General features: G+C 41.2%; 15 protein-coding genes. All 15 read left to right on the top strand.

What is annotated here, in order from left to right:
• The first annotated feature begins 5 nt into the window (after nucleotides 1-5).
• The 15 genes from ICL55_RS01695 to ICL55_RS01765 all read left to right on the top strand — a co-directional run bounded on the left by ICL55_RS01695 (nucleotide 6) and on the right by ICL55_RS01765 (nucleotide 14,618).
• Complete coding sequence (locus ICL55_RS01695; RefSeq protein ID WP_188094311.1) at nucleotides 6-371, top strand: DUF4133 domain-containing protein; 366 nt, start codon at nucleotides 6-8, stop codon at nucleotides 369-371.
• Nucleotides 337-2,799, top strand: a complete 2,463-nt coding sequence (locus ICL55_RS01700) for a TraG family conjugative transposon ATPase (RefSeq protein ID WP_223151258.1) — start codon at nucleotides 337-339, stop codon at nucleotides 2,797-2,799. The genes ICL55_RS01695 and ICL55_RS01700 overlap by 35 nt, the downstream gene beginning before the upstream one ends.
• Nucleotides 2,796-3,476 (top strand): conjugal transfer protein TraI, encoded by a 681-nt coding sequence (locus tag ICL55_RS01705; RefSeq protein WP_188094313.1) that lies wholly within the window; start codon nucleotides 2,796-2,798, stop codon nucleotides 3,474-3,476. Before ICL55_RS01700 ends, ICL55_RS01705 begins: the two co-directional genes overlap by 4 nt.
• A gap of 3 nt (nucleotides 3,477-3,479) precedes the next feature.
• On the top strand, nucleotides 3,480-4,118 hold the full coding sequence (locus ICL55_RS01710) for a hypothetical protein (protein WP_188094314.1): 639 nt from the start codon (nucleotides 3,480-3,482) through the stop codon (nucleotides 4,116-4,118).
• Nucleotides 4,119-4,751, top strand: a complete 633-nt coding sequence (locus ICL55_RS01715; RefSeq protein WP_223151260.1) for a TerB family tellurite resistance protein — start codon at nucleotides 4,119-4,121, stop codon at nucleotides 4,749-4,751.
• 11 nt (nucleotides 4,752-4,762) lie between these two features.
• On the top strand, nucleotides 4,763-5,968 hold the full coding sequence (gene traJ / locus ICL55_RS01720) for a conjugative transposon protein TraJ (protein ID WP_188094315.1): 1,206 nt from the start codon (nucleotides 4,763-4,765) through the stop codon (nucleotides 5,966-5,968).
• Between the two features lie 11 nt (nucleotides 5,969-5,979).
• Nucleotides 5,980-6,600, top strand: coding sequence for a conjugative transposon protein TraK (traK, locus tag ICL55_RS01725; protein WP_188094316.1), 621 nt, complete (start codon nucleotides 5,980-5,982; stop codon nucleotides 6,598-6,600).
• A gap of 349 nt (nucleotides 6,601-6,949) precedes the next feature.
• Nucleotides 6,950-8,188 carry a conjugative transposon protein TraM gene (gene traM / locus ICL55_RS01730; protein WP_188094317.1) on the top strand — a complete coding sequence of 413 codons (1,239 nt, stop codon included), beginning with the start codon at nucleotides 6,950-6,952 and terminating at the stop codon, nucleotides 8,186-8,188.
• 32 nt (nucleotides 8,189-8,220) lie between these two features.
• Complete coding sequence (traN, locus tag ICL55_RS01735; protein WP_188094318.1) at nucleotides 8,221-9,075, top strand: conjugative transposon protein TraN; 855 nt, start codon at nucleotides 8,221-8,223, stop codon at nucleotides 9,073-9,075.
• Nucleotides 9,076-9,085: 10 nt separating this feature from the next.
• Nucleotides 9,086-10,222 (top strand): hypothetical protein, encoded by a 1,137-nt coding sequence (locus ICL55_RS01740; RefSeq protein WP_188094319.1) that lies wholly within the window; start codon nucleotides 9,086-9,088, stop codon nucleotides 10,220-10,222.
• 129 nt (nucleotides 10,223-10,351) lie between these two features.
• Nucleotides 10,352-10,693 carry a hypothetical protein gene (locus ICL55_RS01745; RefSeq protein ID WP_188094320.1) on the top strand — a complete coding sequence of 114 codons (342 nt, stop codon included), beginning with the start codon at nucleotides 10,352-10,354 and terminating at the stop codon, nucleotides 10,691-10,693.
• A gap of 587 nt (nucleotides 10,694-11,280) precedes the next feature.
• Nucleotides 11,281-11,760, top strand: coding sequence for a DUF6943 family protein (locus tag ICL55_RS01750; protein ID WP_188094321.1), 480 nt, complete (start codon nucleotides 11,281-11,283; stop codon nucleotides 11,758-11,760).
• 42 nt (nucleotides 11,761-11,802) lie between these two features.
• A complete protein-coding gene (locus ICL55_RS01755) occupies nucleotides 11,803-12,213 on the top strand; it encodes a DUF6943 family protein (RefSeq protein ID WP_188094322.1) in 411 nt (136 codons plus the stop codon).
• A 55-nt stretch (nucleotides 12,214-12,268) separates the two neighbouring features.
• A complete protein-coding gene (locus ICL55_RS01760; protein ID WP_188094323.1) occupies nucleotides 12,269-14,167 on the top strand; it encodes a ParB/RepB/Spo0J family partition protein in 1,899 nt (632 codons plus the stop codon).
• Nucleotides 14,168-14,207: 40 nt separating this feature from the next.
• Entirely contained in the window at nucleotides 14,208-14,618 is a 411-nt protein-coding gene (locus tag ICL55_RS01765) for a hypothetical protein (RefSeq protein WP_188094324.1), read from the top strand.
• Nucleotides 14,619-15,407 lie beyond the last annotated feature (789 nt).

The following is a 15,407-nucleotide window of genomic DNA, read 5'->3' on the forward strand; positions in this document are numbered from 1 at the left end:
TTGCCATGGCTACAGTATATGAGATAAACAAAGGCATTAACCGTAGCGTGGAATTCAAAGGCATCAAGGCTCAATATATAGTTTACCTTGCAGTAGGTATGGTTGGAATATTACTTCTCTTTGCTATTGTTTACCTCGTTGGAATTAATATCTATTGCTGTGTAACTACAGTCCTCATTGCCGGATATGCCCTTTTTAACGGCGTTCAGCGGTATAGCAAAAAATATGGTGAAAACGGTCTTGTGAAAAAGGCTGCACAGATCAGGTTGCCAGGCTATGTTATAACTACGTCTAGAAAATTATTTATACAGTTAAGTGTGAATGAAAATGAAGAAGATGAAAAATCTGGAAGAAGTCTTTCCTATTTATAAAATTGAGGACGATTACATCCTATCTAAATCCGGCAGCATTACTATTGCTTATGCAGTACAACTTCCGGAAATATTTACGCTAGGCATTAACGACTATGAAGCCATTCATGCCTCATTTTTAAAGGCTATTCGAACGCTTCCCCCTCATGTTATTATCCATAAGCAAGATTGGTTTTCTGAGGCTCGTTTTAAACCGGATAGTGACGTTGAAAAGACTTTTCTTTCAAGAGCCAGTGACCGGCATTTTAATGAACGACCTTATCTTGATCATGAGTGCTATATCTTTCTCAGTACAATACCTGATAATCTAAAGGAGCCATCTCCTTTGTCTTCCATCCTTATTAGGAATTCCATTATACCCGCAGCATCTCTGGATATTAGTAGAATCGGTCAGTTTACCGATAAGGTAGAGCAATTTGCCCAAATCCTGCAGGATAGTGGCTACCTGTCCCTGCGGCGCCTGAAAGGAGATGAAATTGGCAGTAGTAAAGACCAGGCAGGTTTACTTGAAAGGTATTGTTTTTTACTGGGAAGGGACGAGTACCCTACGCTTTCTGATATCAAAACAGGTGAAGAAATTAAGATAGGCTCCCGCCATCTGCACGTATTTACCATAGCAGATGCGGAGGTTCTGCCTTCACTATGTGGGCCAAGAACCAATTATGCCAGGTATTCGACAGAGAAGACGAAGTTTTCTATCTGTTTTGCCGGACCTGTTTCCTTACTGCTGCATTGCAATCATATTTATAACCAGTACATCGTTACCGGGCAACATGAGGAGACCATCAATAGACTTGAAAGCAAACGCCGCCGACTCCAGGCGTTGTCCAAATACAGCCGGGAGAACACAATTAGTTTAACCGCAACCAATAACTTCCTTAATGAAGCAGTCAGCCAGGGCCGGCTGCCGATAAAGGCGCATTTCAATATAATCGCCTGGTGTGATGATGCCGCCGAAACCCGCAATATCAAAAACATAGTTACCGGAGCCATGGCGGAAATGGATGGTAAATGCAAGCTGGAAACAGCTGGAGCAGCGACCCTCTTTTGGGCGGGAGTGCCTGGTAATGGTGCAGAGCTTCCGTCCACTTCCCGGTTCGACACGTTCGCAGAACAGGCGACATGCTTTTTTTCAATCGAGACTAACTACAGAGACTCAGTAGCTACGGAAGGTGTCCGTTTTGGTGACCGTATCACAGGGGTGCCCAAAGCGGTTGATCTGTTTGAATTGCCGTATAAATTAAATATAATAAATAATCGAAATGTATTTCTTTTAGGACCCAGTGGAACCGGGAAAAGCTTTGCTACAAATCATATTCTACGAAGTTGTTGGGAAGAGGGAGCACATATCGTAATCATTGATGTGGGTCACTCTTATACTGGACTGTGCAGTCTGGCAGAGGGCTACTATTTTGCAGCTTCCGAAACGAAACCAATCTGTTTTAATCCTTTTTTTATTCAGGATGGCATGTTGGATATTGAAAAGCGGGAATCCATCAAGGCGCTGTTATTGGCACTCTGGAAACGGACTGACGAATCATTCAGCCGTAGTGAATATGTGACCTTGTCCAACGCCCTTCAGGGGTATTTTGAATTTCTTAAACTAAATCCGGATGTTTTCCCCTGCTTTGATAGCTTTTATGACTACCTGGGAAATGACTTTCTACCTGAGTTGCAGCAGCAGGGTATAAAGGACAAAGATTTTGATGTCAGTAATTTCCTGTATGTCCTCAAGCCCTATTACGGCAAGGGTGAATACGGATATCTACTAAATGCGCGGGAGAACTTAGACCTGCTGGAAACGTCTTTTATCGTGTTTGACCTTGACTCCATTGCCAGTAATGAAGTTGTGTTCAGTGTGACCACGCTCGTTATCATGGAGTTGTTCATTAGCAAAATGAGGCGCTTGCGTGGTAAACGAAAAATCATTCTGATAGAAGAGGCATGGAAAGCGATAGCACAATCCGGTATGTCCCAGTATATCAAATATCTCTTCAAAACGGTCCGAAAATTTTGGGGCACCGCATTTCTCGTTACGCAGGAACTCAACGATATCATCTCCAGTTCTATAGTAAAGGATTCTATACTGGCCAACGCAGATATCAAAATCCTTCTTGATCAAAGCAAATTTCAGAATAAGTTTCAGGATATACAAGACCTGCTGGGTTTGACAGAAAAAGATAAGACGCTCATCATGAGCATGAATAAAAGTAATGACCCCAACCTGAAGTATAAAGAAATTTTTATTGCTCTTGGTAGCTATTCAAAGGTGTACCGGACGGAAGTGTCATTGGAAGAATATTTATGTTATTCGACAGAAGAGAAAGAAAAATTGCTTCGTCAGGAATATGCGCAACGTTATGGCTCTGTCAAACGTGGTATTGCCAGGCTGGCAGCTGACCTAAGGGCCAAAACAAAAGCACTATGAAAAAGTATATTGTTATACTCTTGATATTGACCACCACATTCTGTGTTATTCCCACTAAGGAAAGCCATGCTGTTATATGGGTGGTGGTAAAAGCTGCACTGAAAAAAGTCATTAAAGCCATGGACTTACAGGTGCAGCGTTTGCAAAATAAAACTATAGGCTTGCAAAATATCCAGAAAGCGCTTGAAAATAAACTTTCAAAACTCCGACTCGATGAGATCAGCACATGGACAGAAAAGCAAAAGAAACTTTATCAGGACTACTTTTCCGAATTGTGGAAAGTTAAATCGGCCATTACGTATTACCAGCGAATACGCGATATTATCGAAAAGCAAAAACAACTGGTGGAAGAGTATAAACATGCTTATGCTTTGCTGCGGCAGGATAAGCATTTCTCCCAGACGGAAATAGATCAAATATATACCATGTACTCCGGCATCATTTCAGAAAGTTTAAAAAGCATCAATGATATTTTCCTGGTTATAAATTCATTTTCTCTGCAAATGTCAGATGGACAGCGGCTTGAGATTATCGCTGAGGTAGCCGGCAAAATAGATGAATATGTTGCCGACCTTCGCAGGTTTACCCAACGGAATATTGCCATCAGCTTTCAGAGAGCTAAAAGTACAGAAGATATATATCTGCTTGAAGCATTGTACGGCGTCCAAAAACAGTAACCGATGAAATGTTTGTTCTTATCAATCTTGTTATTCACGTTCTTCTGCCGCCAGGTATGTATTGGCCAAACGGCAGCTGAGTGGTTTAACCAGAAAAAAACACAGAAAAAATACCTGATTGCTCAAATCGCGGCTTTGCAGACATATATCGCATGGTTGAAGGATGGGTACAAAATTGCCAATGGTGGTTTAACTACCATCAGTAAAATAAAAGACGGCGACATAAGTGTTCATACACTATTTTTTAACGATCTCAAAAGGCTTAACCCTTCCTTACAGAAAAATAGAAAGCTACTGGACCTTGCCCTGGCGCAATTGTCCCTCTATCAATATTGTAAAGACATTCGGTGGCAGCTTCGTGTAATAAATGCCTTGCCAGCAAATCAACTGACAACGGTCGACCGGTTGTATGGACAGTTCATTGCGCAGATAGGCGAAGATGTCTTCTCATTTATTGACATTATTAGCAATACCGCGGTTAATATGAATGACTTTTACCGTTTGAAGATGATTGATCAATTGTATAATGATTTTCAGACCCGAAAGGTATTCATTCAACATGTATCTGACCAGCTACTTAGCTATGCCTCAGCCAATCAACGAGATGAAACTGAAATTTCAAATTTTCGAAAATTGTATTGAATGAAAAAGATGAGGTGGATTTTGGTGATGTCGGTTTTTTTCTCCGGGTACCTACAGACAGCCCATGCTCAGGCTGACGAGCTGGCGCAACTAGCGCTCAATATTCAAAAGCTGAATCAGTTTCGAACGATATTGGCTGATATGAAGAAAGGCTATCAGATTATCAGTAAAGGTTATACAACCGTAAAAAATCTCTCTGAAGGAAACTTTAGCCTACATGAAACATTTTTGAATGGTCTTTTGTCTGTAAGCCCCACCGTAGCTAAATACAAGAGAATACCTGAAATTATTCGGATACAGAAAGACCTGTTGTCTGAGTATAGAAACGCTGTACGGAATTTTAAAATGATGAGCGTTTTTTCCGGAGCTGAGATTGCCTCTATGGAAAAAGTTTACCAGGGCATTTTCGCCGGCACTGTGGAAAATATAGATGAACTTATTTTAGTTGTTACAGGCGGAAAGCTGCGTATGGGCGATGCAGAAAGACTTGCTGCTGTCGATAGGATCTATTTCTCTATGAAGGAAAAATCCACTTTTTTACACTACTACAATTTCAATAACTACACCCTGGGCCGTCAGAGACAATCCCAGTTGGATGATGTAAACCGGTTATCCCATCTTTTTGGCAAATAAAATAGACCAACATGAACAAGTCTCTTTCTACAGTACTGGTTATAGCGGCAGTAGTGCTTCCATCAGTTTGTCTAGCGCAGTCTGGCGGTAACACTGAGGTTCAACGCCTGCATGATGTGCTACAAAATGTTTATAATGAAATGACACCCAAATGCGAGAAGCTTACTACTGTCGCCAGGGGCATAGCCGGTTTTGGCGCCATTCTCTATATAGCGGTGCGCGCTGGAAGAAACCTTGCCAATGCAGAACCAATTGACTTCTTTCCCTTGCTCAGGCCCTTTATCATGGCCGTTGTTATAGGGTTTTACCCACTTTTTCTGCAAACACTGGACGGTATTTTAAAACCGACAGTAGGAGCAACCAACGGACTTGTTGCTGTATCAGACCAGGGCATAAAAGAGCTGCTGGAAATTGAACTACAGTTACGCACTTCTGGTAAAGTTCAGATGCCAATGGGCAGCCCCGGCGACGAAGATATTAAAGAATGGTACAAATATGCGCAAGCTGAGTCCGGTGACGAACAGAAATCTCCTGGGTTTATGTCCCTGCTATGGGGGAAAATGGAAGGTACCGTAATGTACTGGTTAAAGATAATTATTTCAAAGGTACTGCAAATACTATTTTATGCTTCCGCCCTTTGCATAAACGCAATGCGGACGTTCCACCTGGTGATTCTTGCCATCCTTGGCCCGTTTGTCCTGGCGCTATCCACATATGACGGATTTCAGCACACCCTATCCATTTGGTTAGCCCGGTTCGTAAACGTATACCTGTGGTTACCCGTTGCTAACATCTTTGGCGCCATGATATCCATCATCGAGCAAAACATGATCAAGCAAGATATTCAGGCTGCTTTGGCAGGAGGTACAAATATTACTTATGACTATACCAGTATTTCCTACCTGGTGTTTCTTATTGTCGGTATAGTCGGGTATTTCTCTGTTCCCTCTATTTCCAATTATATCGTTCATGCAAGCGGAGGAAACGTACTCATGTCAAAAATCACTGGTATGACGTCAGGGGTGATGTCGTCAGTAGCCAGTGGAGGGGCTACCGGGGGGGCTGCTGGCGGAGGAGGAGGCAACACTGCTGCTGGCAGTTATGTTGCTGACATGCCAATGAGTGATAAGCTACTCTACCCAATGTCCGATGCAGGAAACTCAGAAGGGTACAGACCTGATGGTGGTAGCTACCAACATAAACAAATCGCAGGGTAAAGTTTAATAGTATGTTCCAGCAATTCAAAAATATAGACAAAGCATTTAAGTACATCCGGTTATTTTCTTTTTCGCTCATAGTTGCAAACATTATCATCTGCTGTTATGTCATCAACAAAGCATTTAATATTGCGACCCATGAAAAATCAAAAATACTTGTACTGGCTAATGGCAAGTTAATGGAGGCGGTCAGTACAACACGGAAAGAGGTTGCTGAAGTGGAAATAAGAGATCATGTTAAGGTGTTTCATTATTATTTCTTTACGGCTAGTCCTGATATGGATGCTATAAAGAAAAACATCACCAAGGCATTGTACCTGGCAGATGGCAGTGCAAAGGCTGAATATGACAACCTGCAGGAAAGTAATTACTATTCAGGCTTAGTAGCCAGCAATATCACCCAGTCTATTGATGCTGATAGTGTGTCAGTGAATCTAAACTCCGATCCTGCCCAATTTATCTACTACGGCAAACTAAGAATTGTTCGGACAACTTCAATACTGACCCGTAGTATTGTTTCCACCGGACAGATACGAATTACAGAGAGTGTAAGTGACAATAACCCTCATGGGTTTTTAATTGAAAAATGGCGCATTGTAGATAACCGGGATATCACACTTCAAAAACGTTAACAATGATACAGATTTTCAGTAGCCTTTTGAGGAATAGAGCTGTTAAAGCGCCAACTGGAAACGGCTATTTACGACGTTTTTATGCGATAGCTGCAAAAAACTGTGTTTTCTTCTTACACCAGCTTGATAGCTATCTTTCTCCTGGTCAGAGAAAAATCTGTTTGTTATTGTTTTCAATAACAGCCGGTACTTATTTCCTCTATTTAGTCATTACAGGATACACTGCAACGTCGTCTATTCCACCAGTAAACTTTCAGACTATACGACTGCCATCCGTGGTGCCGTCTACCGATAGCATTGTCAGATATCCTAGAAAATAAAGGCATTTCTAACAATAATTCTTATTTATATGGAAGCATTAGTGAAAAAGATAAAAGTGACGAAACTGGTAAAAATCCTTCCTTTAGCCGCATTTATCTTAACCGTTACCCTTTATTATTTATTTTCCGCCTTTAAACAAACCAACGGCCGCCAAACGCCCGATACAATCAGCGCTTTTAATGCCAAACTGCCGAGTCCGAATTTAGACCTAAAAAACCTCTACAAAAATAAGCTGGATATATACATGGATGCCCTCAAAGACAGCCAGCGGTTACAAAAAGAGCGGCTCAGCGATGGCTACCTTCAGACTTCTTCAGAAATGGCTAGTGATGTAGATGACCTGCGCACTGCGGAGCAAAACCGAACCACCATGTCTTTAGCTCCGGTAGATCCGAATGAAAGGAAGGTTACTGAGGCCATTGAAAAGCTATACAAAGAGCTGAATAAACATGTCGATAGTTCAACAAAACCGACGATCAAAATGGAGAAGGAACCGACTATAGAACCACCTGGCCCGCAAACATCTTCTCCGGAAATTACACAGCTCGAAAAAATCATGACAAGTATGGACACGCCGAGTGCTGAAGATCCGGAGATGAAGCGGCTGGAAGGAATGCTGAACAAGATTCTTCAAATTCAAAATGGTGGGAAAACGCTATCTGGCACTGTAACGCCGGACAGTACTGAAGTAAGCGCTGTCTCAACAACGCCGGAAACAGCGTTGCCTGTGCCTGATCATACCAGCGCTAACGAATTTTATGGTCTTTCATCTGGTAGTCATCTGCTAGACACTTTACCGTCATATAAATATGGTATACTAGCTGAAATTCCCGATAACCAAACAGTAAAAGATGGTTCAATAGTTAAATTCCGGTTACTACAGGATATTTATATTAAAGGGTCAAAAATACCTATTGGTTCATTCGTATACGGGCTATGCCGACTCGGTACAGAACGGCTGGATATTAGTATCAAGAATGCTGTTTACAAAAACGCCCTTTATCCGATTGACCTGTCTGTATACGACTTGGACGGTATCCCCGGCGTCTATGTACCTGGCGCAATGAGTCGTGATGTAGCGAAACAGGGAATCAGCCAGGCTATACAGAATCTGGAACTTTATAGCATGGACCCGGGTATAGGAGCCCAGGCAGCGGCAGCAGGAGTACAGGCAGCCAAAAGTCTTATCAGTAAAAGGTCTAAAACGATTTCTCTCTCTTTGAAAGCGGGGCATACAGTATTGCTCTTCAATACCCGGAATTTCTAATATTTGATTCATAAACCATCAAAATGTGCAGTATGAAACAATGTGTATCACTTTTTTTTGTGATTATTTGTGTACTTCCGGCTTTGGCCCAGGTACCTACCTATCATTATCTACCGGCAACCACCGTCATTTCGCCTTACACGCTTGAAATTGGGTTTAACAAAACTACCATACTGATGTTTCCTGCACCGATCCGGGATGCTGACCGGGGACAACGTGACGTAATTGTGGATACTGTGCCAGGTGTTAGCAATGTGGTGAGGGTAAAAGCGACCAGGAAAGGGTTCCAGCCTACTAATCTGAATGTTTTTACAAAAGATGGCCGTTTGTACTCTTTTGAAGTCCTTTACGCTGAGGCGCCGGTGGGGACAACTTTCGATCTGTCCAGGGTCGACAGCTCAACCGTTTCTAACGCTAAACCGATGCCCCTTATCATCCCGGAAATCGAAGCCTTCTCCCCATTACTAAACCAGCGCCTCCAGCATATCCGGAATGTCCGGCCATTTTATCATGTGGGTGCCGGCACCTATAATATGCGGTTGAAGCTACGCAGCATTTACTTTACCAGTGATCATCTCTACCTACATTTCCGGATATACAATCATAGCAACATACCTTTCACCGTAGATTTTAGCAGGATGTACATCAAAGACAAACACCGGGTAAAACGTACTACCTCCCAGGAAGAAGAAATAGTTCCGGTTTATGCTACGTCTGAGAAGCTGGTTCCCGGTAACTCCAGTACAGACTTTGTCTTCGTTATAAAAAAAATTACAATTCCGGATGCAAAAAAAATCCATGTCAATTTTCAGGAAAAAAATGGGGGAAGGCGCCTTTCACTAAATATCAAAAACAGGCACATTTTCCGTGCCCGTCCGTTGTTTTAAATCAAATTTCATGCGACCAGTACAACCAGCACTAGTTTATAATCGTGTCAAAGAGGCCCTTCATCTTTATGTTCAAAATGAAGCGCAACACATCGCCGCAAACCCTGCCGGCTGGAAAAATGATATTGCTGGCTATGAACTGAAATATCAGTGGTATAGTGAGGTGGCCCGTGCTTATTCTTCTGGCTTTGGCCGGAAGAATAAGCTAAACCCGGCAGAAAAACAATCGCTGAACTATGTACGTAGTGAACTAAAAAGAATGCGCGCCGTTATAAATCCGACTACTTTAAACCGTTTTTATAATCATCCTGTTGTTTATGCAATACGCTCCTTTCTTGGAGGTAACAACAGGAACTTTAATCAGCACACCCGTGACCTACAGCAGGTTACCAGAGCTCAATTAAAGCATTTAAACCTGGAAGTACTTCGCCAATCCATGCAGCAGGTGGGGTTTTCCGAGGCTATGGACACCAGTCTGCAAAAGATGATGGAACAGGGATTTGATCAGTTTCACCTACGGTATTCAGATGTGAAGTGTAAAAACACCAGTTTTGTACTGTATTTTGAAAAAGTCCCTGGCTCGAATTATTATTACTTTCAGTCATTTACTGCTACTGCTACTCCTGAATTAGGAGATCTGTTTACCCAGCCAAATAATGCTGTCAGTCAGAATTTCCCACTGCATCAAGGTGGCAAATTTACGGCGACGCAAGCAGCGGTATTGGTCAATAACGGACACGTTTGTATACCGCTGGAGAATAAGGAACAATGGGTGGGACTTGATCGGACACAAATCAGGCCAGATAATGGCATTCCACTTGTAAAGTATTCATTTGATCTACCCAAGGCGCTAAATAGACTGCCATTGAAGCCTCTATCACAGGATCAGTTTATGAAGCTGGCTGATAGCCTAAAGCAAGGAGTAAGCAGGGTGGTAGATCTTATGATTGATAACAAAGCAGTAAAGTGTATCATAAAAGCCGCGCCGCACATTGGTCAGATGCTAATTTATGATAGAAATCATCTGCCTCTAAATTGGGGTCGCAATGCTAAGGCGGTCGGCGCTGCCATGAAGCAACAGGAAACTACACTTCGTTTAATAGATGAGCCGGTTTTAGGCCAGGATAAAACGAGAAAAATAAGATAGTATTTTTAAAGACGTCCATTAAACTCTTTAGTGAAAGCGGCCATCAGCCAACTTGATGGAATAGGTAACTTCTGTAGATTGTATTCTGTGATTCAACCAAAATAACTCAGATAAAACCTTAGAACATTGATGCTGCGCAGCAATATTTTAATGGTGTACCTAAATAAATTAATTAATCCGAAATCAAGAATTGAATACTATGGAAAACAAAGAGAAAATGCAAATGCCGTGGAATCATTAGAAATTGACCTGTCGAATCGTCAAAAAATTGATATCTATGTACCGGGAAAGGACATAGATTTAAAGCTTCTTGTCAAGATCAGGGATAATCATTTCATAGAAGGATTCGGGCTATGCCATGATGTGTATTTAAGTTTTCATGATGACCATGGTAATGAATCATACATCCATTTAATCCGTGATAATAAAGGCAGATTTACCATTTACGATGGTCATTACTTTGATCAATAGGTACCTGTTCCGTCATTACCCCGATAAGGTATTAATGCTACCGTCAAATCGATTTTTTCCGCGCAAAATTTTTTTCTTAAAAATAGTTTGTTTTTTTGGGGTCGATGTTTGTTCCATGATTGCGCGTCCATTGCGACGCTCCGTTCCTCTTTTGTACTACTATTTTACGTCGCCTGTTTTGTCTGGTTTTGGTGGCTTCCTATCTCCTATGATAAGATTGTTTCTGACATGTCCAAAGTCCTTTTTAAAGATTATCGGATACTAACTAGCAGCTTCTCTAAACCTTCTAATAAGAATTATAGACACTTTAACAAAGAAAAAAGGACAAAAAAAGAAAGCCAAAAATAGCCACCCGGCGCTGAAATACCAAATGTGCGAGTGCCATAAAACCGGGGCTTTAAACCGGGTCCGAAAAAAGCACAGTGAAGCGAAAGCTGCTTCACTGTGCTTTTTTCGGACCACCCCGGTTTATAGCTCGCGCATTTGGTATTATCATCGCCTGGGCGGCTCTGATCGGACTTTCTTTTTTGTCCTTTTTTCTTTGTCAAATTGTTTATGGCCGATGGCCGCAAAAAAAAATAAATGGTATGAAAGATTTCAAACTTGTCACTTATAACTCGTCGGTTCCTCCGAAAACCCCGCCTGCGTTCTATATACTTTCACGCGGCATTACGACCGGCAAACCAGGGCTAAATCCATGGCGTAACAGTTTATGTTTTTACTGCAATCCAGAGGATGCTCCACAATACTACAGATATGTCTACTGTATATGGTCTGCAAATATCTTCCGCCATGATTTACCTATATGGGGAATACCTTACCTCACGATAAAGGAAATGTACCGAATTATCGCGGTTACAATAGGCGTCTTGGAGGGTGTTGACGCTTATATAGGAAAGCTCTATTTATTGATGGGGAAGGATATCACGAAATTGTATAGAATAGCAGTATTAGAAAGCTTACAACTTGTATTGATGCAGAGAGAAGGCATGCCTTCAATTATTAACCGGAGTTGCGGTCGAAAAGGATACGCATGGAATTACGGAAATCGAGCCATAAAGATATAAATAAAAAGTACAATCCTGTAAATATTTTAAATCATCTTGGCTATGAAAAATTTTAGAATTACGTCTTACGACGCCAGCGCAGTCCATCGTAATGCCCCCGTTTTCTATATCCTGTCACGGGGCTTGTCTGCGGGGATGCCAACCCCAGAACCCTATAAACATTCTTTCGGCTTCCTTTGTGATGCCAATGACAGGAATGAATACTATTACTACATCTACTGTCTATGGCGGGCAGATATCTTTCAGGAGTACATGTCATTTGAACAGATACCGGAGTTGTCGCCAGAGGAAATTTATCACGCTATTGAAAAAAATATCAGAGTTCTTATGGAAATAGAAAAGTGCATCAATGTATGCTACGTAGTTGGCAATGATACCAATCCGACATTATCAAAAATGAAAATCCTTGAGGCGGCTAAAAATCATCTTTTATTTCAAAAGTATAATCCTTGACGCCTGCGCCCATAATATTTTTTCGTTTTTATTATTCACCATAAAAAAAACAGATATGAAAACTTCAGTTAAAAACAAAATCATTATCGCCGGACGATACAAAAGAACGGCCAAGGTAAATAGCTCTCCAGCTCTAGGTAATAGTCAAATGATTGATATCTCATTAATAGATTTCAATCCTAACAACCATCGCAAGCTATATTCTCATTCTGCTATCAAAGAATTGGCTAAAACTATCAGCACTTATGGTGTTATTCATTCCCTTACGATAAGACCCAAAGATGATCGCTATGAGCTGGTCAGTGGAGAAAGACGTCTGCGTGCTGCTTTGCAGGCAAAACTTTCTATGGTTCCGGCAGTTGTTAAAGATTATACGGATGAAGAGGTGAATGAAATTCAGTTAAGTGAGAATCTGCATCGAGAAGACCCACATCCGCTGCATATTGCACAGGCAATTGATACAATGAAAAATAGCGGACAGACCATTAAACAAATTGCATCACGGTTAGGTAAGTCAACGAAATTTGTGCATGGCCGTCTTAAACTGCTAAACCTCACAGAAGAATTTAGGGAGATGTTTCTCGCTGGAGTGATAACCATCGATCAATCATCTGATATAGCGTCTCTTTCTCCGGAGGCGCAGCGGGACTTATTCAATGAAGAATGCGAGGGCTGGAAAGACTATGAGGTTTTTAGGTTTCCTGACCTTGCTTACACACTGGACCGATACAAGTTCGATCTTGATAATGCTCCATTTGACATCACTGATAGGAAATTAGTTCCTGCTGCTGGTTCCTGTACGATTTGCCCTTTTAATTCTGCCTGTCAAAATTCATTGTTTCCCGACCTTGCAGCAAACAGGTTTTGTACCAGCGGTGCCTGTTATAAAAATAAATGTATGGCTCATCGAAGAAGGATACTGGCAGATGCTGTTTTTATCGACCAGCCGGCAGCATTTATACGTGATGATTTGCATTCTTCATTTCTTGATAGTTTGCTTGCGGAATTTTCCGACGTGATACAATATCAATCAAATGAAGTGACTGTTTGCCAAAAACCAGCGCAGCCCGATAGGAAGGATTATTTGAGTATTGATCAGTTTGATGATGATAGCCTTCTAGATGAAATGGAAGAAGAGGAATTCTCTGGTAGCAGAAAACAGGGTAAAAGCTGTCATGTGAGAGGAGTGATGTCGGAGCAGCTTGATGAAAATGGATATTCCGATGCTATAGAAGAATATAAAGAAACGCTGCGTGCCTTTGAAAAACAAATAGACGAGGGCTTAATAAAAAAAGGCTTGAAAGTTACTGAAAGATCAATTTCTGCCTGTTACTACAGAATGGGAAAGACTGCTACACTTACAGGTAATGCCAGGGTAACCGCCAAAGAGGTGCAACAGGCCATAAAGGAGAAGACCGCCACCGTAGAACTGTTGGAGGCTGAGAAAAAGAGGCTGGATGAACGGGAAAATCGCGCTAAAGAGCTGGATGCGGAAAAAATCCACTTAGAGGTATATAATCAGTTTTGCAGTCTGGTTTCTGAGCAGCAGGCAGAGGTATCTTTTACCACGTCGGACGATGCTGTGGCGCGTTTTTTTGTTTACCAGTCACTCAATTTTGATGGAAAGGAAATTATCAATTCATTGCTAGCCAATGAAAGGGAAAAGCATCTGTTATATGCTGGGACGATACTTTATGAAAGACTGGAAACAATGACCCAGGAACAGCTAGCCTTTATGATCAGGCTGGCTATTACAGGAAGATCTGAAAGTAAATTTCCGAATAACTCCTATGCTCATTTTACTTATCGGTTAGCCGTGGCAGCAGGGATAAATGTGGATAGTATTAAAAACGATTTTTCGGAAAGGGTAGATGAGCGTGAAGAGCGGATACAGGCGCGTAAGCGGGAATTAACAAAGTATCAGGATAGGATAAACCGCAGTAATTCACTTTAATCCGGATGCGTCACCGGATACCAACCGACATACGTACATCATGAAAAATTTAGATAATCTTACAGACATACAGAAAGGAAAAATTCTACATCAGCTATTTCCAAACGAAATACCCTATCTGCTTAGCTATATAAAAAGATCAACACAAAATTTTCATATTTCAGCCAGTCCTTTTCTGTCGGATAGAGGTTGTGCCGAACCCGATTTTCAAGCCATTTTATACTCTTTATACAGGGAGATAGCTGAATGTGGTTTTAAATTAGAAAGAAGTAGTAGGGTTTTTAGTGAATCGCTATTTGACGAAAATCATTTTCTAGTAATGAGTGACCTCATTATCCGGTATCGGCATACTAATCTATGCGCAAACAAAAAATTTTTATGCGCTATAGATTTGCTCTTTGTGCCTGTTTTTGAACTTGGTTACCAGAACGGTTCTTGTGAGTATGACTAAAAAAGGTGAATGGTAGAAGTAATCCGCTGTTGTGTCTACAATAGCGGTTATCTATCAAGTTTCTTCAGCGTGATGCAATAAGTAACCAACATCGGTATAATACTTTCAAACTATATTCCGAGTGCTGCCGGATATCAGCAGTACAGTATTTTATGAGAGGTTTAAACAACATGTCATTGACTCGTAAAGCAAAATTACTACATAAGCTATTTCCTAACGAGATGCTGAATTTGCTGCTATACATCAAGGATGTATGCCTCTTAAAGAATTTTCCGGTCAGTGAGTTTCTGCGTAACAACGGTTATACACAAAAGGATTTTATTAATGGAATAGGCCTAGTATACAGCCTTGTATGGCTTGATTATCCAAGGTTTGAAAAAAGTGGAAGCATGTTTTCAAGAGCGCTCTATACAGGTCGTATCGCTGACATTGTGGTCGATCTTACCATCAGATTTATTTATTCTGAACGTTGTGAGAATATAAAATTTGTAAGTGCCGTCGAACTACTTTTTGTGCCGGAGCATTATTTAGGAGGTATACGATCTGGTTGTAAATATTACTAATATTCGATCAGGCATAGTAACAATGTATCCCGCTATTGTATTTACAATAGCGGTCTATTTCTTCTGTACTCTGAATCAATGTTTATATTAATAACTCGGCTAAATTTTGGAATATGGGAATAACTGCCTTTCAAATTCGGTCAACTGAATGTCCTAGCTGCTGGGAATGGATGCCGTTCAGAATATGAAACACGCATGGTTTATTTCTGCCAATGAGATGGCACAT

Source organism: Chitinophaga varians (genome assembly GCF_014529945.1).
Taxonomy (GTDB): Bacteria; Bacteroidota; Bacteroidia; order Chitinophagales; family Chitinophagaceae; genus Chitinophaga; species Chitinophaga varians.